The following is a 19129-nucleotide window of genomic DNA, read 5'->3' as shown; positions in this document are numbered from 1 at the left end:
GGCCGGCCGGCGATGCCCCCGGGTGAGATCGAACCGCTCGTCACCGAGCGGCTCGTCCTGCGGCTCGTCGAGGGCTCGGACGAGGCCGCCATCCACAGTTACCGCAGCAATCCCGCCGCCACCCGGTACCTCTCCCACGAGCCGCTCTCCGTCGAGGCCAACCGGGCAAGGCTCAAAGAGCTCCTGGTCCTTGCCGAGGCATCAGCCGGCGACTGGTTCAACTACTGCTGGGCCATCACCCTGCGGCAGTCCGGGGAGGTGATCGGGGATGCGCGCACCTGGAACAGCACTGCCGTCTCCAGGCCGGGCATGCTGGCCCCCGGACGGCATCCTGCCGGGCACGCCGCGTTGGCTTACGTCCTGCATCCCGATTACCACCACCACGGTTACGGACGTGAGGCTGCGGCCGCCCTGGTGACCTGGCTCTTCGCCCAGCGCGGGATCAACACTGTTGCAGCGGCGGTCTATGAACCGAACAAACCATCCATCCGGCTTCTCCGCAGTCTCGGGTTCCGGCCGGATGCAGTTTCCCCCGAATATCCGGAAAGCGCCGGCAAAGGCCTTCCCTTGCTGATGTTCCGGCTGGAAAGTCCAGATTCATCACCCTGAGGCGGACCGGCGCCTGGTCGCCGCATAACCCCCGCCAAGGAAAACCCCGCCCACAGCCGCTTGCACGCCGATGCCGACGGCTGCCAGTGGCACTCCGTCCACTGCGCCGTCGCGCTCCCGGCCCTCCACGCAGGGAACCTGTGAAGCATCAGCGGCTTCCTGCATCGCTCCGGGAAACCATGCCAGCGTGTCATCCTGGGAACCGGATTCCCCGGCCAGCATGCTGAACAGGATCAGCGGATTGCTCGCAGCTATCCAGGCGATCCTCTCGGTGTGATAAACCTCCGTGAAACCCCGCAGTTCGGGCAAGCATTGCCACGACACCAACCGCCCGGCGCCGTCACGTTCTATGTTTACAGCAACAAGGACCCGTTCCGAGGTTCGCACGGCGGGAAGAAGCGCCGCCACGGCAAGGACATTTCCGAGCAGGAGCAGGAAGGCCGCACTCCATGCCACGGCCCGTCCAGTGTTCTTGCCGAACCACCACAGCGTTCCCGCCCCGATCGCAGCAAAAACCAGGACCTCCCACAGGGCCACAGCGGCCGCTATAACGGCTACGGCAGGGGATGATTCCGTTGCGTAGGCAAGGCAAAGCAGGAACAGCGCAGCCAGCAACGTAAAAACCACCCCGCGGCCACAAGCCACCGTCCAGGCCAGGAACGGCCCCTCCGCCGTAGGCTCCCCGTCCTCGTCCGTCCTGCCCCGATGGCGTGCCCATCTGATCGCCAGCACGCAGGTAACCGGAACCAGGATCGCCGCGGCCAGAACGTAGACGCCTCCGGGCGCATCGGGCGGAACGTCACCTCCGGTTGCCACCATCACCGTCAGCAACCCAGCGGCCAGGGACGCCAGGAAAATGGTGGCTGACTGCCACCAGAAGCGTCTGGAGACGACAATCCGGGCGACGTCCACCAAGGCCTGGCGCAGGACCACGCGGGCGGCGCCCGGGCTTGGCGGCAGGGAATCATCGTCTTCTGCGGCCGCAGGGATGGTCCCGCCTGCGCCAATAACCTCGTACACAGGTTCTTCGACGCCGAAGCCCTCGTCCTGCCGTTCGTCACCGGCCACAGTCCAAGCCCCCGTATCCCACAACAGGCCCAGCCCCGGTGCTCACGGGGCTAACCCCATCGTGGTCCACCGTGCCGGGCCTGTCCACAGGAGCAGCTACGCTATGCGGGTTCCCCGCGCCAGTTTGCGGGCGGGCGTGCGAAGCGCACGCCAACCCAGCCACATCAGGAGTGCGGCCACCAACAGCTGCAGGCCCAGTCCCAAAGGCCACAGCGGGGTGGACTGCGCCAGATACCGCGGTTTGACCTCGCCGTTCGCACACGGGAAGGTGCCCTCCGGACCTGCCATGGCATACCGGGCACCCTGGCTGATGGTCTCTATTGCGCCAACTGACGAGTAGTTGCGCTCCTGCGAACGGTCCTCGTACGGGATCGCATCGGCCACCACCACGTAAGGGTTCATTGCTATCAACCAGGCCACCCGTTCGGTCCGCATGGCGCTCTGCTCCTGCAGCGGTCCGGAGCACGTGTACTCCGGTTCAATGGGCCCCTGTTGGCCTCCCTCCCGGGACAGCGGCTCGTACGCCCGGTATTGGGCCTGGTTGGCCATAATGGTCCCCTGCGTAAGCCCTGTTCCCAGCCCAAAGGCGATCAGGGTGCCCACGGCAAGGCCGGCCACGGCGAGGTACGTGACCACGATCGAAAACAGTGGCCGGCCCGCGAGCGCCGAGATGCCAACACCGATGGCGCAGACAACTCCCACCTCAACTGCCAGCATGAGCAGCGCCACCAGGACGTGGCCGGGAGTCATGCCGCCCAGCGCCACCCCGATTACCAGGAAGGGCGTGCTGGCCACCAGGAAGGCCAGGGCCGCCGCCCACGCCGCCACGAATTTGCCCCACAGGATCTGGCCGGGCCGCAGCAGGGTTACCTGGAGGATGGCCAGAGTGCCGCCGGCCCGGTCGCCGTTAACGGCGTTGGCGGACAGCGCCGGGGCAACCAGCAGCGCAAAGAGCAGGACGAATGCCAGGACCACCTCGAAGATCATGGATCCTGGACCGGTGTCCGGCGGCGCCACGTAGCCTGGGTATCCGCGCTGCGCCTCCTGGCTGGCGTTCCAGCTGGCCCAGGTCAGCCAGGTCACGAGGCCGGTCAGGACAAACCAGATGGCCAGCATGATGTACCAGCCGCGGGACCGCAGCCGTTGCTTGAGCTCAAGCACCACCACATCCCGAATGCCGGGCAGGTAACCGCCCGTTGTCCTGCCGCCGGTGTCCTGCCGGTCCTTTGTTGCGTGGCTCATCGCAGCTCCCCTTCGAGGCTCATGTAGGTCTCTTCAAGGGCGCCTGTTGCGGGGGCAAAGGAGGTCACCCCGACGCCGGCAAGCACCAGGTCACGCAGCAGCCGCTCGGCGTCGCTGTCACCGCCCAGCATCAGGCTGAGAGCCGGGCGGCGTCCGTCCTCGCGCCGGAACGCCAGCCCCAGCCCGGCCAGTTTGGCAGCGAGCGCCTCCATGTCGGAGGCGGTGACGGCGTAGCGCCGACCGGCGGCGGCAGCCTGCTCAGTGGTTTGCTGCCTGACGGTACGGCCCTTGTTAACGAACACGGCGCCGTCGGCAATTTCGTCCAGTTCGCTCAGCACGTGGGACGAAACCACCACCGCCTTACCCTCTGCCGCCAGTTCCCGCAGCATCAGCCGAAGCTCCACGCGGGAGCCTGGATCCAGGCCCGATGCCGGTTCGTCGAGCAGAAGGACGGAAGGATCGTGGATCAGGGCCCGCGCCAGGCTGAGCCTCTGCTGCTGTCCGCGGGACAGCACCCGCGCCGGTTGGTCGGCCAGGTCGTCCAGCCGGACGCGTTCCAGCAGCTCCGCGACCCGCCGTCCGATGCCCTGGGCCGGAAGCCGGTAGAAGCGGGCCATCTGGGTGAGGATTTCACGGGCGGTGAGCGACTCCCACACACCCAGGGTGTCCGGCATCCAGCCAACCCGGCTGCGTACTTCCGCGCGATCCCGGCGCGGATCGAGGCCGCCCACACTGATGCTGCCTTGGTCGGGCGCCAGCAACGACGCCAGCATCAGCAGCAGCGTAGTTTTGCCGGCCCCGTTTGGCCCGATCAGAGCGGTCACCTTGCCTGCCGGGGCATGGAAGTCCATATGTTCGACGGCGTGTACCGTGCCGAAGCTGCGGCTGACGGCATGAGCCGTGATGCCGCCGTCGGGCTCCAGCCCTGCCGTACCGTCCGATAACTCAGAAATCATTGGCATGTATAACGCACCTGTCCCCCACAGTTTTTTGATGCACGCTGACACTTTTGAGCGTACGCCCGCGGATGCTGGCGGCACGCTTCCCAACGCCCAGGATTCGGTCACAATTCAACCCCTGACCGCGGGCGGCGATAAACTGGTGCCACGAAGTCGCGCCAACAACGGCGCAAGTTCCCCCGGGTCAGGGCCAACACAGCATCACCGCTGCTTGGGCCGGCTCCAATTTGATCCAGTGAAGGTTCGCGCATGAGTACGCCCACTACAGAAGTGCACAACGCAAAGCAGGCACAGGAGCTGCCCGCCGGCGGCGCAGTAACCAAACAGCTGATCGTGCAGAAGTTTGGCGGATCGTCCGTGGCGGATGCCGACGGCGTCAAACGGGTGGCAGCGCGCGTTGTGGACGCCCATGCTGCCGGCAATGAAGTGGTTGTGGTGGTCTCCGCCATGGGCGATACCACTGACGAACTCCTGGACCTGGCCGCCCAGGTGACGGACTCGGCCCCCGCCCGCGAAATGGACATGCTGCTGTCCGCCGGTGAGCGTATCTCCATGGCGCTGCTTGCCATGGCCATTAACAAGCTGGGCGCCTCCGCCCAGTCCTTCACCGGCTCCCAAGCCGGCATGATCACCGATGGCATCCACGGCAAGGCCCGGATCATCGACGTCGACCCCCACCGGATCCGCACCGCACTCGACAAGGGAAACATCGCCATCGTGGCGGGCTTCCAGGGCATGAGCCGCGCCACGAACGAGATCACCACCCTGGGCCGCGGCGGTTCGGACACTACGGCGGTGGCACTCGCAGCAGCACTTGAGGCGGACGTCTGCGAAATCTACACGGACGTGGACGGTATCTACACCGCCGACCCCCGGGTGGTCCCCTCAGCCCAGAAGATCGATACGATCTCCAGCGAGGAAATGCTTGAACTTGCGGCGTCGGGAGCCAAGATCCTGCACCTTCGCTGCGTGGAGTACGCGCGCAGGTTCGGCGTGCCACTGCACGTCCGTTCGTCATTCAGCCAGCACGAAGGCACCTGGGTCATCCCCAGCGCCGAAGACAAGATCACCACTCAAGAGGGAGTTGCCTTGGAGCAGCCAATCATCTCCGGCGTCGCGCACGACCGTTCCGAAGCCAAGGTCACCGTTGTTGGTGTGCCGGACATTCCCGGCAAGGCTGCTGCCATCTTCCAGGTCATTGCCGATGCCCACTCGAACATCGACATGATCGTGCAGAACGTGTCCACCCACGGCACCGGCCGGACGGACATTTCGTTCACGCTGCCCATCGTGGAAGGCGCCGACGCACTGGCAGCGCTGCACGCAGCACAGGACCAGATCGGTTTTGAAACCATCGAGTACAACGAACAGATCGGCAAGCTGTCCCTGATCGGCGCCGGGATGCGGTCGCACCCAGGCGTGTCCGCCACGTTCTTCAAGGCACTCTCGGATGCCGGCATCAACATCAACATGATCTCCACCTCGGAGATCCGCATCTCGGTTGTTACGCATGCCGACCTGCTGGACGAGGCCGTACGGGTCATCCACCGGGCCTTTGAGCTGGACAGCGAGAGCGAAGCCACTGTGTACGGCGGCACGGGCCGCTAACAGCTCGCCGCACCGCGGGACCTGCAAAACCGACTTTCAGTAAAAATGCACTGGTGACGGACTCAGTCCGTCACCAGTGCATTTTTGGGTCTGGCCGCAGCTGCGCTGCCAGGGTCAGGCCTCCTTCTCGAGGTCGTCGCGGCGTACCGCATAGTGGTGGCCTGACGTATCGGTTTCCACCACAAAGTGCGTCAGTTCCTCTTCCGAGGCCTGCTCGAACTCGTCATGCTTGTGTACCACCGGCAGACTGGAGTCCACCCGGGCGGCGGGGCCAAAGAAGAAGCGGAGCCTGTCCGTCAGGCTCATGAACCCATCGATGAAATGTGCCACTGTTTTCCACCCCCCTCCCGCGTACCGGGGAAAGAGCGATTCCAAGAAAATCCTGGCGGAGCCAGTGCCCTTATTTTACGCCCGGCACCTTAAAAAGGATCAGCAGCCCACCAAAACCGGCGGGCTGCCGGGAAACGAGCGCAGCCGGCACAGGGCCGGCAGCAGGGTCAGCGAAGGGATTTGTCGTCAGGGTTCCGGGGCACCACATAGGTGCTGCCGTCGGGGCGCGTGAGGGTCTCCCACTGCTGGGTTTCAGCCTCGCGCTGGGCCAGGAGACGGCGGTTTTCCTCGGTCATGTCGTGGATCAGGGACGTGCGGCTCGCGGGTCCGAAAACGGCCCGCAGCTTGCCCGTTGCCCGCATGAAGCGCTGGGAAGCGTTTCCCTTGCTTCCGGAGCTTGCCTTACCCATGAACCGACTCCTTCCAGTCACCCATCTACTGGTAACAGTGTACGCTAATAATTAGTGCACTAACAATTGGAGGCCTAATGAACCCCGCGACCGGTACTGACACCACCCAGGACGATGACCTGCTGCTGGAACACCAGCTGTGCTTCGCGCTGACCGTGGCGGCGCGCAGCGTAGTGGGAGCCTACAAGCCAGTGCTGGAGAGGATGAACCTCACCCACCCGCAGTACCTGGTGATGCTGTGCCTCTGGGAATCCAGCCCCCGCACCGTACGGAACATCAGTGATGCCCTCGCACAGGAACCGGCCACCATCTCGCCCCTGCTGCGTCGCCTTGAGTCCTCGGGCCTGATTTCCCGACGGCGGGTGGACGGCAACGAGCGCGCCCTCGCCGTTGACCTGACGCCGGCGGGTGCGGCGCTGCGGCAGGAGGCGCTCAATGTCCCGGGGACCATGATGGAGCGCCTGGGCCTGACCCGTGACCAGGTGGGCGAGCTGCACGCGTCCATGATGGGCCTGATCGCAGCCACCTCCAACGGCCGGCAGGCTTAGCCGGGCGATGATGCTGCGGCAGTAGAATGGCAGCATGACGGACAGGCCTCGGCGCGGGCACCAAGTGCTTTCAGGCACGGTGCCATCAGCAGTACTCCTGCTGACTGCCCTCCTGCTGGTGCCAAGTTGTTCCTCCGGGCAGGGCGGCGGCACCTCGGGCAGCCCCGCAGCCCCCGCTTCTTCATCAGCATCGCCGGGTTCCGCAGCGCCGTCCGGCAGCACCGCCCCCGACGCCGAATCCACCATTCCGGCGCCCTCCCCCGAACCACCCGCAGGGCCGTCGGCCGGCCCGGGGCAGGGCAATGCTGAATTGGCCATCACCTATAAGCCATCCGCAGCCGAGCCGGAGGTCCACTACACGCTGGTCTGCGTCGACGGCATGCCCGACGCCGAGAGCAAGCACCCCACTGCTGCGGCCGCCTGCTCCGCCCTGAAAGAAAACGCGGCACTGCTGGCCTCCCCGGCGCTCCGGACCGACCAGGCGTGCACGGAGCAGTACGGCGGTCCGCAGGAAGCCACGGTGACGGGAGTGGTGGACGGCGTCCCTGTTGATGACGCCTTCAAACGCACCAACGGCTGCGAGATCAGCGCCTGGAACGCGGCAAAGGACGTCATCGGTGCCAGCGGTGGAGCAGCTTAGGGTCCTCGCGGCGGACGAATGGCGGGAGAGGGAGGAAGCCCACCACCAGCGCGTCAGCCGCTATGCGGACCCCTACCTCGCCCGGCGCTCCGCCGGACAAAAGCATCCGGTGGAGGACTTCCTTTTCACCTACTACACCCAGAAACCAGGCCAGCTCCGGCGCTGGCACCCGGGTGCCGGCGTCGTCCTTGCGGGCGGGGAAGCGGCCGCGCGCCGCGGCTGGAAACACTACCGGACGCTCGACGACGACGAACTCGCCTCCCTCGGGCTGCCCACGGGAAGTACCGCTCTCACCTTGGACCGGGCCGGGTTCCTTGCCGACCGCAAGGATGCCGTCGCCTTTGCCGGCATCATCCTCCGCGGCACCGCTGCGCGGCCCGCCCAGTTTGGCTGCTTCGGCCTGCACGAATGGGCCATGGTTTACCACCAGGACCGGTTTGACCTCCGGCACGAGTACCTGCAGTTGCGCCTCGGCTCAGCGGGGACGGACAAGGTGGTGGAGGACAACCGGATCCGCTGCACCCACTTCGATGCCTTCCGTTTCTACACCCCGGACGCCATCCCGCTCAATGAACTGGCTCCCAGCCGCGAGTTCCAGCGGCACCTGGAGCAACCGGGATGCCTGCACGCCAACATGGACCTGTACAAATGGGCCTACAAGCTGCTGCCGGCCCTGCCCAGCGAACTGGTGATGGACTGCTTTGAACTGTCCTGGCGCATCCGGATTATGGACATGCAGGCTTCCCCCTACGACCTCGCAGAGTGGGGTTACCCGGCCATTGCCATCGAAACCCCGCAGGGCAAGGCCGCCTACGTGGAACACCAGCGTGGTTTCGCGGCCGAGGCAGCCGGACTTCGCGAAAAGCTTGCCCTTGAACTTGCCGCACTCGGGGGAAACGGAGCGGCATGATCGACCTGACCATCAGGCTGCGGGAGGACCCCGGCGCAGCCGAATACCTATTCCGGCTGGTGGCCGACGATAACGGCCCTTCCGCTGCCAGCACCCTGCCGGACCCCGAAGCTGCATTGACCGCGGTCCGGACTCACGGTGAGGACATCTTCTTTCCGAAACCCGGGCCGCCCAAACTGTGCACCCAGCAGTACGGCGGGCCCCAGGTTGCCGTGGTCACCGGGACGTTCCACGGCCGGGTTGTTGAATCGGTTTTCACCCGTACGGATGGCTGCGAAATCGCCAGGTGGAGGGCGATGGCGCCGCTGCTGGGCAGCGCCGGCGGTGCGTGGGGCAGCACCTAGGTTTCGCGGGAGAAAAGCAGGGTCCCGGGCGGTTTCCAACCGCCCGGGACCCTGCTTTTCGAGTAACTGCTAGGCCGCAGGCACGCCGTCCGCGAAGGCAACCTGCGGAGCGCCCGCTGGGGCAACGGAGGCTGCGCCCACCTGGACGTTGACCCAGGTCCTGATGCCGTTATTGCCCAGGCTCAGGCGGGACAGGTAAGCCCCTTCGGACAGGCCGGTCCACGAGAGCGTGGCCGCCGTGGCGGTTCCGTTCGGGGCCGCGATCGGGTTCGGATCCACCCTGAGGTTGCCGGCATCCCCGGCAAAGGTCACGGCCTGGACTGTCGCTGTGGCCGGTCCATTGTCCGGGGTGGAGTAGAGGCTGGCCACGATGTAGTAGGTGCCCGCCCGGGGGGCCTCCAGATCCAGGAACTCACTGGCCGAGGCGGTCGCCACCTGGGTGGCCGTCAGTCCCCCGGCGCCATTGGGTGCATAGACCACCATGTCCCAGTCGACGTCGTCGGATTGCGCCTGGACACCCAGCCGGGCGAAGGAGGCCCCTTCCGGCACTGCCACCTGAAGCAGTGCGTTGTGGGCATCGTTGGCCGGTGCGTACTCCCCGGGAGTCTTGGTGATGGCCGTCTGGCTCACCGGAGCCAGGCCTTCCACGCCAACGCCGATGGGACTGTCCGACCCTGAAACCAGTTCCATGGTGCCGCTGCCGCTTCCGGCGGGTGAACTGAAGGAGAAGGAGGGTGCGATCTGTGCGTCAACCGGCCGGATGGCGATCGGCGAGCTTACGGTGCGGGGACCCTTCCAGGTCAGGCTGCCTGTACTGAATTTGCCCACCGGTGCGCTTACGTTCCGGATGGTCAGGGTAACTTCGCGGGTCTGGCCTGCCTTGGCAAAGTTAAGTGCTTTCGGTTCCACCTGGACGTTGAAGCCGGGCAGGTTGACCTCCGGCCGGTACATGCCGGGGACCAGGGCGGTCAGCTGGCGCTTGACCTGTACCTCGCCCACCAGGCTGCCGAGCGCGATGGACGGCAGGTTCAAATCCCGGGCGGCGATGGTGCCGGCCTGCGGAGCGCCGGTGTCCACACCCTGGCCGTTGAGGAAGCCCAGCCAGTCCTTGATGCCGGAGTTATAGACCAGGCCCGGATCCAGGACGCGGGTTGAATCGATGTGCCCGGCTCCGCCCTGGAACGGATCCGTGTTGGGCGTACCGTCCGCGTTGACGAGGGGGTAGGCCGTGGTCATCATGGCGGACTTGACCATCGCGGGCGTCCACTTGGGCTGTTTGCTGAGCACCAGTGCGCCGAAGCCGGCAATATGCGGTGCCGCCATGGACGTGCCGGACATAAAGCCAAACTGATCCCCGTGGTTGCCGATGGTGGAGACGCCGGCAAGGACGTTGACTCCCGGAGCCGCGATGTCAGGCTTCAGCAGGTCTCCGCCCGATGCGAGGGTGGGACCACGTGATGAGAAACCGGCGATCTGGGGAGCGGGGGCAGGGGGCAGGCCGGTCAGGTCGCCTTTGACGAGGCTGACGGTCAGCGCGGGGTTGGCCTCCAGCTTGGACTTCAGTTCCAGGCTCTTGGGGGCGTTGACGTGCACGGTGGGCAGCACGTGGTTGTCCGCGTCTTCGGAACTGCTGGTCAGGTTCACCAGGATCATGCCCACGCCGCCCTTGTCCTGGACCTCCTGGCTCTTGGCCGTCCGGTCCACCACGCCGCGGTCGCAGACCACCACTTTGCCGGATACCTTCGCAGCATCGAGAGAGCCGGGGCCGCACAGGTTCGGGTTGGCGGCCCCGGCCGCTGCCGCAGCGGCAGCAACCACCACAGGTTTGTCTGCGACTTCGGTCTTCATGATGGAGGCTCCCCGGTAGACCGAGCCGTCCGAGACCTTGACGGTGCCCAGCAGATCGCTGGGGAAGGTGGACGCGGCCACGGTGGTCAGCCACGGTGAAGCGTGGTTCACGGTGGAAACGGTGGGGCCCGAGTTGCCGGCCGAAGCCGAGACAAAAACGCCTGCCGCGGCGGCGTTCAGGAAGGCCAGTGCCACCGGATCGGTGGTGCCGTTGTTGTTGCCGGAAATGGAGTAGTTCAGGACGTCCACGCCGTCCTTGACCGCAGCTTCCACCGCCTCAACCGATGCCGAGGAGTAGCAGCCGCCGGTGTCCGGGTTGGTGTCTTCCCAGCAGACCTTGTAGACGGAGACTTTGGCGGCGGGGGCGACGCCGGAGCTCTTGCCGAAGCTTGCGCCGTCGATAACCTGCTCCACGTTCGCATTGCCCGCCGCAGTGGTGGCGGTGTGGGTACCGTGGCTGCCCACATCCACCGGAGAGATGAGTTCCTCCGGGGCGCGGTTCGCGGGGGCCACGTACTGCAGGAAGGAATCGGCGAAGTAGCGGGCACCGATGACCTTGGAGTTGCAGAGGGAGCCATCGAACGCCGCCCCGGTTCCCTGGCCCATCTGGCACTCGCCCTCGAAGGTGGTGCCATCTGCCTTCAGCATGGCTATCTTGCCGTCGGCGGTCCGGTAGGGAACGCCAACCTGGGCGGGACCGCTCAGGGGCTGGACGGGCTCGCCCTGGAGGAACGGGTTGTCCGGGGCGTAGCCGGAATCGATGACTCCCACCACAACGCCCTTGCCGGCGTTGGCCTCGCCGCCAAACTGCTTGGCCCACGCACCTTCCGGCCCGGTCAGTTTGAGGAAGTCGGTGGTGGTGTAATCGGGCCGGTTCTCGACGTCGGGAGCAACCAGGAGAACGCGCTGGTCCTTCGACAGTTCCATCGCCTGGGCGGCGGTCAGTTCGGCGGTGAAGCCGTTGAGGGCAGCCGTGAACTGCTTTTGCGGTGTGGCGCCCTGGCTGGCCGCCACGTCACGCTGCTGCTTGCGAAGGTGCGCGTCATAAGCCTTGTAGTTGGCGCTTCCGGAGTCCAGTTTCCGGCCGCTTTGCGGTTTGGTTGCCCCAAGCCCCGGGGTCTCACCCTCATAAGCGGCAGCCGCCGCACCTGCCAGCACAACAACGTAGCGGCCGTCCTTGAACTCAACAGGCGCGGTTTTCTTGGCAGCGGGCGGCAGAACCTGTCCGGCCGGCGCCGCGGTGGCGGGAGTGACGGCCATCGGGGTGAGGAGAAGCGGCAGGGCCACGGCCAGCGCCGCAGCCCTCCGGAATCCCCCGCCCCTTACGGGGCTCTTTCCAGTTGATCTCACGTGCAACCCTTTCGAGAGGTACCGGCCCAGCCATGGTTGGGGGCCCGAAACGACTGGCCCGGCACACGAAGTTACAGATCTTGTCATTCCGTGACACCGGCCGATTCAAAGGGTACAGAGTGAGAGCCAAATATGACATAGGACACCAAGGCAGATTTTTTCTAGTCATGCGGTTCGCGGGCAGGCCCGGTTGCCGGGCACGAAAAAGGGCGCCCCGCAGGGCACCCCGACTACCTCACGCTGCTGTGTCCCGCGCTGTTATTGGCGGGGCGTCCTGACGACGTCGCTGATCCACTGCCTGGTTTTTTCGTCCACCGGTCCGGCAACACGGTTCTCCCGGGCAAACCGGTCTGCCTTGATCTTCTGCAGGACCATCCGGCCCAGCCCGGCGAATACAGCCGCGGCCATCACCGGCAACAGCACGGATCTCGATTTCTCAGCCATTCAGCAATCCTAATGACCCCACCCGCACAACTCCAGAATCTCTTCAATATGGGACTGCGGCGGAACCCTGTGAGTCCGGCTCCATATGCTGCCCGAACCGGTCAGCACGGCAGGAATCAGCCGAATACAGGGTGGGACGCTCCGGCCGGTAGAATGGACTAGCAAGCTCGCGGAGCGCCCGTCCACCAAGTCTTTCAAAGTGTCCCCCAAACACCTCGGTACGGCGTGAGACGGCACCACTGAGCTGCGCCCTTACCCAAGCTCACGCACAGGAGTTACCGGATGCCCCGGATCGTTGTTGACGTTATGCCCAAGCCCGAGATTCTGGACCCGCAGGGGAAGGCTATCGTCGGCGCTCTGCCCCGGCTGGGCTTCACCAGCTTCAGCTCTGTCCGCCAGGGCAAGCGTTTTGAACTGACTGTCGACGGCGAGGTGACCGAGGACATCCTGGCCCAGGCACGCGATGCCGCAAAGACCCTGCTGTCCAACCCCGTGATCGAGGACGTCGTCAACGTCGAGGTCGTCGAGGCCTGACATGACTGAACTCCCCCTGATCGGAGAAGCCGTCGCCGTCGCGGCGGAGCCGCGCCTCGCCGGGGCCCGGATCGGCGTCGTCACCTTCCCCGGGACCCTGGATGACCGCGACGCTGCCCGCGCCGTGCGCCTGGCCGGTGGCACCGCCGTCGAACTTTGGCACGCGGATACGGAACTTGGCGACGTGGACGCGGTGGTTATTCCCGGCGGTTTCTCCTACGGTGACTACCTCCGCGCCGGAGCGATCGCCCGGTTTGCACCGCTGATGTCCAAAATCATTGACGCGGCCAACAGCGAGGCCAAGCTGCCCGTGCTCGGCATCTGCAACGGCTTCCAGATCCTCACCGAGTCGCACCTGCTGCCCGGTTCGATGATCAAGAACGACCACCTGAAGTTCATGTGCCGCGACCAGGTGCTGCGCGTCGAGAACAGCAACACCGCCTGGACGCTGGACTACCAGGCGGGCCAGGAAATCACTGTGCCGCTGAAGAACCAGGACGGCCAGTACATCGCGGACGAGAAGACCCTCGATGCCCTTGAGGCTGAGGGCCGCGTGGTGTTCCGCTACGTCGGATTCAACCCCAACGGTTCCCGCCGCGACATCGCGGGCATCTCCAACGCCGCCGGCAACGTGGTGGGCCTCATGCCGCACCCCGAGCACGCGGTGGAGGCCGGATTCGGCCCCGAGTCGCTTGATGGCATCGGCGGGTCCGACACCGACGGCCTCGGCTTCTTCACCTCCGTTTTGACCAAGATTGTGGGAGGCGACAAGTGAGCATCGAAACCACCAAGAAGTTCAATATCGACACTGTCGAGAACGCCGCGAAAACCCCGGACACCGAACTGCCGTGGGCCGAGCTGGGCCTGAAGCAGAACGAGTTCGACGAGATCCTCAAGGTCCTGGGCCGCCGTCCCACCGGCGCCGAGCTCGCCATGTACTCCGTGATGTGGAGCGAGCACTGCTCCTACAAGTCCTCCAAGAACCACCTGCGCCAGTTCGGCGAAAAGGTGACCCCGGAGATGAAGAAGGACATGCTGGTGGGCATCGGCGAAAACGCCGGCGTGACCAACCTCGGGGACGGCTGGGCCGTGACCTTCAAGATCGAATCGCACAACTCGCCGTCGTTCGTTGAGCCCTACCAGGGTGCCGCGACCGGCATCGGCGGCATTGTCCGCGACATCATCTCCATGGGCGCCCGCCCTGTTGCCGTGATGGATCCGCTGCGCTTCGGCGCCATCGACCACCCGGACACCGCGCGCGTGATGCACGGTGCGGTGGCCGGTATCGGCGGCTACGGCAACTCCCTGGGCCTGCCGAACATCGGCGGCGAAATGGTGTTCGACTCCGTGTACCAGGGCAACCCGCTGGTCAACGCCCTCGCAGTGGGCGTGATGCGCCACGAGGACATCCGCCTCGCCAACGCCTCCGGCAAGGGCAACAAGGTGGTGCTGTTTGGTGCCCGCACCGGCGGCGACGGCATCGGCGGCGCCTCCGTGCTCGCCTCCGAATCCTTCGACGACACCAAGCCCTCGAAGCGCCCCGCGGTGCAGGTGGGCGACCCGTTCGCCGAGAAGGTCCTCATCGAGTGCTGCCTGGAGCTGTTCAAGGGCTCCCTGGTGGAAGGCATCCAGGACCTCGGCGCCGCCGGCATCTCCTGCGCCACCTCCGAGCTGGCCTCCAATGGCGACGGCGGCATGCAGGTTGAGCTGACTTCCGTGCTGCTGCGCGACCCCACGCTGACCCCGGGCGAAATCCTGATGTCCGAGTCGCAGGAACGCATGATGGCGGTTGTCACCCCGGAGAACGTTGCGGCGTTCGAAGCCGTGATGGACAAGTGGGCTGTCGAATACGCGTGGCTGGGCGAGGTAACCGATACCGGCCGCCTCATCATCACCTGGGAAGGCGAGGTGATTGTCGACGTCGATCCCCGCACCGTGGCACATGACGGTCCGGTGTACGACCGCCCGTTCGCCCGCCCCGAGTGGCAGGACGCTGTGCAGGCCGACACCTTCACCGGTTCCGTGCAGGACGCCGGCCGGCCCTCAGCTCCTTCGGAGCTCGCTGCGGCAGTCACCGAACTGGTGGCATCGCCCAACATGTGCTCCAAGTCCTGGATCACCAACCAGTACGACCGGTACGTTGGCGGCAACACCTCCATGGCGTTCCCGGACGACGCCGGCGTGGTGCGCGTGGATGAGGAAACCGGCTTGGGCGTTGCCCTGGCCACCGATGCCAACGGGCGGTACACCTACCTCGATCCCTACCACGGTGCGCAGCTGGCGCTCGCCGAGGCCTACCGGAACGTCGCCACCTCCGGCGCCGTCCCGATGGCCGTCAGCGACTGCCTGAACTTCGGTTCCCCCGAGGACCCGGACGTCATGTGGCAGCTGGCGGAGGCCATCCGCGGCCTGTCCGACGCCTGCAAGGTGCTCGGTGTCCCGGTTACCGGCGGCAACGTTTCGCTCTACAACCAGACGGGCACCACGCCCATCCACCCCTCCCCCGTGGTGGCGGTGCTGGGCAAGCTCGACGACGTCGCCCGCCGCACGCCGTCGGGCTGGCGTGAGGACGGCCAGGCGATTTACCTGCTGGGCACCACCGCTGCCGAGCTCGATGGCTCCGAGTGGGCCAACATGCGCGGCCACCTCGGCGGCCAGCCGCCGAAGGTGGACCTCGACGCCGAACGCGCCCTGGGTGAGATCCTGATCAACGCCTCACGCGACGGCATGATCGACTCCGCCCACGACCTCTCCGAAGGCGGCCTCGCGGCTGCCCTGGTGGAGTCCTCGCTGCGCTACGGCGTGGGTGCCCGGATCGCACTGCAGGATGTCCTGGACCGGGACGGCGTGGACCTGTTCACGGCGCTCTTCTCCGAATCCCAGGGCCGCGCCGTTGTGGGCGTTCCCCGGTCGGAGGAAGTCCGCTTCACGGATATGTGCACCGCCCGCGGCTTCACCCACACCCGTATCGGTGTGGTGGACGCTGCCAGCGGAACCCTGGACATCAACGGAGTGGAGAGCCTGTCCCTGGACGCGCTCCGCGAAGCCCACGAAGGGACCCTGCCGAAGTACTTTGGCTAGGCCCCACCCCTAACAAGCAACGCGGGGTCACTTACCGCCCAAAAATCCCTCCGGGATGGGCGCTGAGTGACCCCGCGTTGGTTTAACCCGGGCCCTAATCTTCGCTGTGGAGCTCCCGCTGGCGTGCGCTGAGCAGTTCGATTTCAGGGCGCCCTGCTACCAGGCGTTCGACGGCGGCCAGCACCTCCACGAGGTGGGCCCGGTCGGCTGCCACGAGGCCTGCACCCAACCGGGTGCGCCGGTACTGGTCATGGTCCCCTACCTCCGCCACGGAGACGTCAAAGCGGCGCTTGACTTCAGCGATCAGCGGCCTGACGACGGAACGCTTTTCCTTGAGGCTCTGCACGTCGCCCAGGAGGATGTCGAATTCGATCCAGCCGATCCACATCAGATGGTGAGCTCCCCCATGAGGTCCCAGGCGTCGCCGTCGAGCTGGCGGCTGATGATGCGGGGTGTTTCGGCGAGGGCCTGGGGCATGTCCGCCATGGCCTGCTTGAAGTGTGGGCTGTTGACGTGGTCGCCGGCGGCATCGTCCTTGAAGGCTTCCACCAGGACGTACTCGTTCGGGTCATCGAGGCTGCGCGACCAGTCGAACCAGAGGTTGCCCGGTTCCTGCCGCGTGGCCTGGGTGAAATCCGCCACCAGGCCGGGCCAGCGCTCCGACCACTCGGGCTTGACCTTGAATTTGACGACGATAAAAATCATGGGCGCAGTCCTTCCGCAGCGAGTTGCCGTGCCCCTTCAATGTACCGGGATGTAACGTGGCGCTGCGCCGCCCGGGTCACCAGTCCCCCGGCCGCGTAGAACCAGTTGCCCGGCTTGCTGAACGCGCGGATCCGTAGGTGAACATCGGCGTCGCTGTTGATCTCCACCTCGAAGGATTCCTCGCCGCGGGCCGGGTGCCCACGCAACGCTCCGTAGCCAAATCCAGCGGACTGCGGCACATCCGCCGTCAGCGGTTCGTGAACCCAGACCACCTCGCAGGGGGCATTCAAGCGAAAGGGTCCGACGCCGAAACCACTCACCACCAGCGCTCCCGGCACCACCTGTGGTGAATCCGTCCGGACGCGGAGGCCTGCGCGCCGCTGGAGCTCCCAGGATAGAATGCCCGCTGCCACCCGCCGGTACACGGCAAAGCCACTGCCCAGCTGGACCTCTTCCAGGACCCCGGCGTACCCCTTCGGAACGGCGCCGTGCTCCGTTCCTCCTATGCCGGGGTAATCAAGGTCATGCCGCATGCCCTGCTGCGGCCACTTGGGCATCACTGCTCGATGCCCCTGGAGCCGGCAAGCCGTGCCCAACCGAGCTGCTCCTGCTGTTTCCTGGTCAGCCCTGCCACCACCAGGTCGTAGGAGTCCTCCACCATGTCGCGGATCATGTCATCCGGCAGGGCCCCATCAAGGCGGACCCCGTTCCAGTGCGTCTTGTTCATGTGCCATGCGCCGGTGATTTCCGGGTGCGCGGCGCGGAGCTGCACGGCAAGGTTGGGCTCACATTTAAGGTTCACATACCAGTCCCGCAGGTCCATCCCGGACAGCGCGAAAAGCTTGGCCTCATGCCGCGCCCCGCCGGCGGTATCGGCCCGAACCTTGAAGACAGCCGTCTCCGGCCCGAACGGATAATCCTCGAACGCGCCGGGAAACGAGAGGCAGATCTTCCTCAATGCAGCAGGGTCCATTCACGAAGCCTACAAAGCCGGCTGCCGCGGTGCTAGTCTGCGAGGATGTCACACGATCAGGGGGCCATTCCTGTTCTGGACCTGGCCACGGCCCGGCAATCCGACGGGTCCTTCAATCCGGAATTCATCGAGCAGCTGCGCCATGCAACGCACCATGTGGGTTTCTTCCAGATCACCGGTTACGGTGCGTCGCCAGGCCAGCCGGAACGCCTGCTGGACCTTATCAGGCGGTTCTTTGCGCTGCCGCTGGAGGAACGGATGAAGCTGGACAACCGGCGTTCTCCGCACTTCCGCGGATACACACGGATGGGCACGGAGGTGACCCAGGGCCGTGCGGATGCCCGGGAGCAAATCGACTATTCGCCCGAACGCGAGCCGGTCACGGACTACCCGGACGACAAGCCTTACTGGCTGCTCCAAGGCCCCAACCTGTGGCCCGAAGACTCCTTCCCGGAACTCAAGCCTGCCGCAATGGAGTGGGCGGAACTGATGTCCCGGGTAGGAATGGAACTGCTCCGGGCCATCGCGGTCTCACTGAAACTGCCCGAAGACTACTTCGACGAGCCGTTCCAGGGCAGCCCGGCCTGGATGGGAAAGCTGGTTCACTACGTGGGCGGAGTCGTGGAAGCCGCAGGCGACCAGGGCGTGGGCTCACACGCGGACTACGGGTTCGTCACGCTCCTGCTGCAGGACGATATCGGCGGACTGGAGGTCCTTCCGCCCGGGGCCAGCGAATGGGCGCCCGTCGAGCCCATCCCCGGAGCCCTGGTGGTGAACCTGGGCGAGATGCTCGAAGTCGCGACCGAAGGCTACCTCGTGGCCACGATTCACCGGGTCCAGGCGCCGCCACCGGGCGTGGACAGGTATTCGGTCCCGTTCTTCTGGTCGCCCCGCCTCGACGCCGTGATCGATCCCGTCCCCCTCCCGCCGGAGCTCAAGGCCGAAGCGCGGGGTATCACTGACGATCCCGCCAACCCGCTGTTGGCTTCCTACGGGATGAATATGCTCAAAGGCAGGATGCGGGCCCACCCGGACGTCACGGAACGGCACTATCCGGGGCTCCTGACCCGCTGAACCGGCAGGAACGTCAGAGGTTGTATTTCCAGGCCTGCTGGGCGGGACAGGTGTCCATCACAACGTCCAGCCCGGCAGCCTTGGCCCGTTCCGCCGCGGCCTCGTCGATGACACCCAGCTGCAGCCACACCGCTTTCGCTCCCACCGCGATGGCCTGGTCCACGACATCCCCCACCTTCTGCGAGTTCACAAAACAGTCCACGACCTCGATGGGATGCTTTTCGGGCGGGATGTCACCGAGGCTCCGGTAGCCACTTTCCCCGTGTACGGCTTCGCCGGGAAGGTTGACGGGGATAATCTCCATTCCCAGCCGGTCCCGGATAAAAAGCGAGGTGTCGTAGGCTGCACGCCACTCATTCGTAGTGAGGCCCACGATGGCCCAGCGACCTTTGGTCCGCATCAGGCGTTCGACAACGGCAGGATCATTTTTGTGGCCCATGCGCTTAGCCTAC

22 protein-coding genes are annotated in these 19129 nt (G+C 65.7%); 10 read left to right on the top strand and 12 right to left on the bottom strand.

All coding sequences use genetic code 11. From position 1 onward, the window contains the following. Window positions 1–12: 12 nt before the first annotated feature. Complete coding sequence (locus BMX78_RS15885) at window positions 13–609, top strand: GNAT family N-acetyltransferase (protein WP_091421152.1); 597 nt, start codon at window positions 13–15, stop codon at window positions 607–609. Here BMX78_RS15885 and BMX78_RS15880 read toward each other — a convergent pair. The 3 genes from BMX78_RS15880 to BMX78_RS15870 form a co-directional block, all read right to left on the bottom strand. Next, a complete protein-coding gene (locus BMX78_RS15880) occupies window positions 601–1677 on the bottom strand; it encodes a hypothetical protein (protein WP_091421149.1) in 1077 nt (358 codons plus the stop codon). The two genes, BMX78_RS15885 and BMX78_RS15880, sit on opposite strands and share 9 nt — an antisense overlap. A 96-nt stretch (window positions 1678–1773) precedes the next feature. Next, window positions 1774–2919: an ABC transporter permease gene (locus BMX78_RS15875; RefSeq protein ID WP_091421145.1), complete on the bottom strand. Its 1146-nt coding sequence runs from the start codon at window positions 2917–2919 to the stop codon at window positions 1774–1776. After that, the gene (locus BMX78_RS15870) at window positions 2916–3875 is read right to left on the bottom strand and encodes an ABC transporter ATP-binding protein (protein WP_091421142.1); all 960 of its coding nucleotides are present in this window, start codon (window positions 3873–3875) and stop codon (window positions 2916–2918) included. The genes BMX78_RS15875 and BMX78_RS15870 overlap by 4 nt, the downstream gene beginning before the upstream one ends. A 252-nt stretch (window positions 3876–4127) precedes the next feature. Between BMX78_RS15870 and BMX78_RS15865 the strand changes: the two genes are divergently transcribed. After that, window positions 4128–5486, top strand: coding sequence for an aspartate kinase (locus tag BMX78_RS15865; protein WP_091421139.1), 1359 nt, complete (start codon window positions 4128–4130; stop codon window positions 5484–5486). Between the two features lie 114 nt (window positions 5487–5600). Here BMX78_RS15865 and BMX78_RS15860 read toward each other — a convergent pair whose 3' ends face one another. Both BMX78_RS15860 and BMX78_RS15855 read right to left on the bottom strand, forming a co-directional pair. Further along, entirely contained in the window at window positions 5601–5816 is a 216-nt protein-coding gene (locus BMX78_RS15860) for a hypothetical protein (protein ID WP_091421138.1), read from the bottom strand. 167 nt (window positions 5817–5983) lie between these two features. Continuing rightward, window positions 5984–6226, bottom strand: a complete 243-nt coding sequence (locus BMX78_RS15855; protein WP_091421135.1) for a hypothetical protein — start codon at window positions 6224–6226, stop codon at window positions 5984–5986. A 77-nt stretch (window positions 6227–6303) separates the two neighbouring features. Here BMX78_RS15855 and BMX78_RS15850 point away from each other — a divergent pair, with 77 nt between their 5' ends. From BMX78_RS15850 to BMX78_RS15835, 4 genes are read left to right on the top strand one after another with little or no spacing between them, the layout of a single operon-like run. Next, on the top strand, window positions 6304–6774 hold the full coding sequence (locus BMX78_RS15850) for a MarR family winged helix-turn-helix transcriptional regulator (RefSeq protein ID WP_091421132.1): 471 nt from the start codon (window positions 6304–6306) through the stop codon (window positions 6772–6774). A gap of 34 nt (window positions 6775–6808) precedes the next feature. Next, window positions 6809–7414 carry an SSI family serine proteinase inhibitor gene (locus tag BMX78_RS15845; protein WP_091421126.1) on the top strand — a complete coding sequence of 202 codons (606 nt, stop codon included), beginning with the start codon at window positions 6809–6811 and terminating at the stop codon, window positions 7412–7414. Continuing rightward, complete coding sequence (locus tag BMX78_RS15840) at window positions 7392–8324, top strand: 3-methyladenine DNA glycosylase (RefSeq protein ID WP_170850841.1); 933 nt, start codon at window positions 7392–7394, stop codon at window positions 8322–8324. Before BMX78_RS15845 ends, BMX78_RS15840 begins: the two co-directional genes overlap by 23 nt. Beyond that, window positions 8321–8668, top strand: a complete 348-nt coding sequence (locus tag BMX78_RS15835; RefSeq protein WP_091421121.1) for a serine protease inhibitor — start codon at window positions 8321–8323, stop codon at window positions 8666–8668. Before BMX78_RS15840 ends, BMX78_RS15835 begins: the two co-directional genes overlap by 4 nt. 69 nt (window positions 8669–8737) lie before the next feature. Here the strand turns inward: BMX78_RS15835 and BMX78_RS15830 are convergent, their stop codons facing one another. Both BMX78_RS15830 and BMX78_RS15825 read right to left on the bottom strand, forming a co-directional pair. Next, window positions 8738–11866: a S8 family serine peptidase gene (locus BMX78_RS15830; protein ID WP_091421119.1), complete on the bottom strand. Its 3129-nt coding sequence runs from the start codon at window positions 11864–11866 to the stop codon at window positions 8738–8740. Between the two features lie 258 nt (window positions 11867–12124). Continuing rightward, complete coding sequence (locus BMX78_RS15825; protein WP_091421117.1) at window positions 12125–12310, bottom strand: hypothetical protein; 186 nt, start codon at window positions 12308–12310, stop codon at window positions 12125–12127. 282 nt (window positions 12311–12592) lie between these two features. On the opposite strand from BMX78_RS15825, the gene purS reads away from it, so the two are divergent. The 3 genes from purS to purL are packed head-to-tail and all read left to right on the top strand — an operon-like array spanning window position 12593 to window position 15925. Then, the gene (gene purS, locus BMX78_RS15820) at window positions 12593–12844 is read left to right on the top strand and encodes a phosphoribosylformylglycinamidine synthase subunit PurS (protein ID WP_091421115.1); all 252 of its coding nucleotides are present in this window, start codon (window positions 12593–12595) and stop codon (window positions 12842–12844) included. 1 nt (window position 12845) lies between these two features. Beyond that, on the top strand, window positions 12846–13619 hold the full coding sequence (gene purQ / locus BMX78_RS15815; RefSeq protein WP_091421111.1) for a phosphoribosylformylglycinamidine synthase subunit PurQ: 774 nt from the start codon (window positions 12846–12848) through the stop codon (window positions 13617–13619). Continuing rightward, complete coding sequence (gene purL / locus BMX78_RS15810) at window positions 13616–15925, top strand: phosphoribosylformylglycinamidine synthase subunit PurL (RefSeq protein WP_091421109.1); 2310 nt, start codon at window positions 13616–13618, stop codon at window positions 15923–15925. The genes purQ and purL overlap by 4 nt, the downstream gene beginning before the upstream one ends. A 94-nt stretch (window positions 15926–16019) precedes the next feature. Here the strand turns inward: purL and BMX78_RS15805 are convergent, their stop codons facing one another. From BMX78_RS15805 to BMX78_RS15790, 4 genes are read right to left on the bottom strand one after another with little or no spacing between them, the layout of a single operon-like run. Then, window positions 16020–16313: a DUF503 domain-containing protein gene (locus tag BMX78_RS15805; RefSeq protein ID WP_091421106.1), complete on the bottom strand. Its 294-nt coding sequence runs from the start codon at window positions 16311–16313 to the stop codon at window positions 16020–16022. Then, window positions 16313–16630 carry a putative quinol monooxygenase gene (locus BMX78_RS15800; RefSeq protein WP_091421104.1) on the bottom strand — a complete coding sequence of 106 codons (318 nt, stop codon included), beginning with the start codon at window positions 16628–16630 and terminating at the stop codon, window positions 16313–16315. Before BMX78_RS15800 ends, BMX78_RS15805 begins: the two co-directional genes overlap by 1 nt. Beyond that, window positions 16627–17187 carry a DUF1990 domain-containing protein gene (locus tag BMX78_RS15795; RefSeq protein ID WP_286139065.1) on the bottom strand — a complete coding sequence of 187 codons (561 nt, stop codon included), beginning with the start codon at window positions 17185–17187 and terminating at the stop codon, window positions 16627–16629. The genes BMX78_RS15800 and BMX78_RS15795 overlap by 4 nt, the downstream gene beginning before the upstream one ends. Beyond that, window positions 17187–17603, bottom strand: coding sequence for an MmcQ/YjbR family DNA-binding protein (locus BMX78_RS15790; protein ID WP_091421101.1), 417 nt, complete (start codon window positions 17601–17603; stop codon window positions 17187–17189). Before BMX78_RS15790 ends, BMX78_RS15795 begins: the two co-directional genes overlap by 1 nt. Window positions 17604–17648: 45 nt before the next feature. On the opposite strand from BMX78_RS15790, the gene BMX78_RS15785 reads away from it, so the two are divergent. After that, window positions 17649–18677 carry an isopenicillin N synthase family dioxygenase gene (locus BMX78_RS15785; protein WP_091421100.1) on the top strand — a complete coding sequence of 343 codons (1029 nt, stop codon included), beginning with the start codon at window positions 17649–17651 and terminating at the stop codon, window positions 18675–18677. A 13-nt stretch (window positions 18678–18690) separates the two neighbouring features. Here BMX78_RS15785 and BMX78_RS15780 read toward each other — a convergent pair whose 3' ends face one another. Then, window positions 18691–19116, bottom strand: a complete 426-nt coding sequence (locus BMX78_RS15780; protein WP_091421095.1) for a CoA-binding protein — start codon at window positions 19114–19116, stop codon at window positions 18691–18693. Window positions 19117–19129 lie beyond the last annotated feature (13 nt).

Origin of the sequence: Arthrobacter sp. OV608, assembly GCA_900110595.1 — a bacterium.
Classification (GTDB): domain Bacteria; phylum Actinomycetota; class Actinomycetes; order Actinomycetales; family Micrococcaceae; genus Arthrobacter.
Note: the sequence above shows the minus strand (reverse complement) of the source record. Positions and strands in the feature narration are given on the sequence as shown.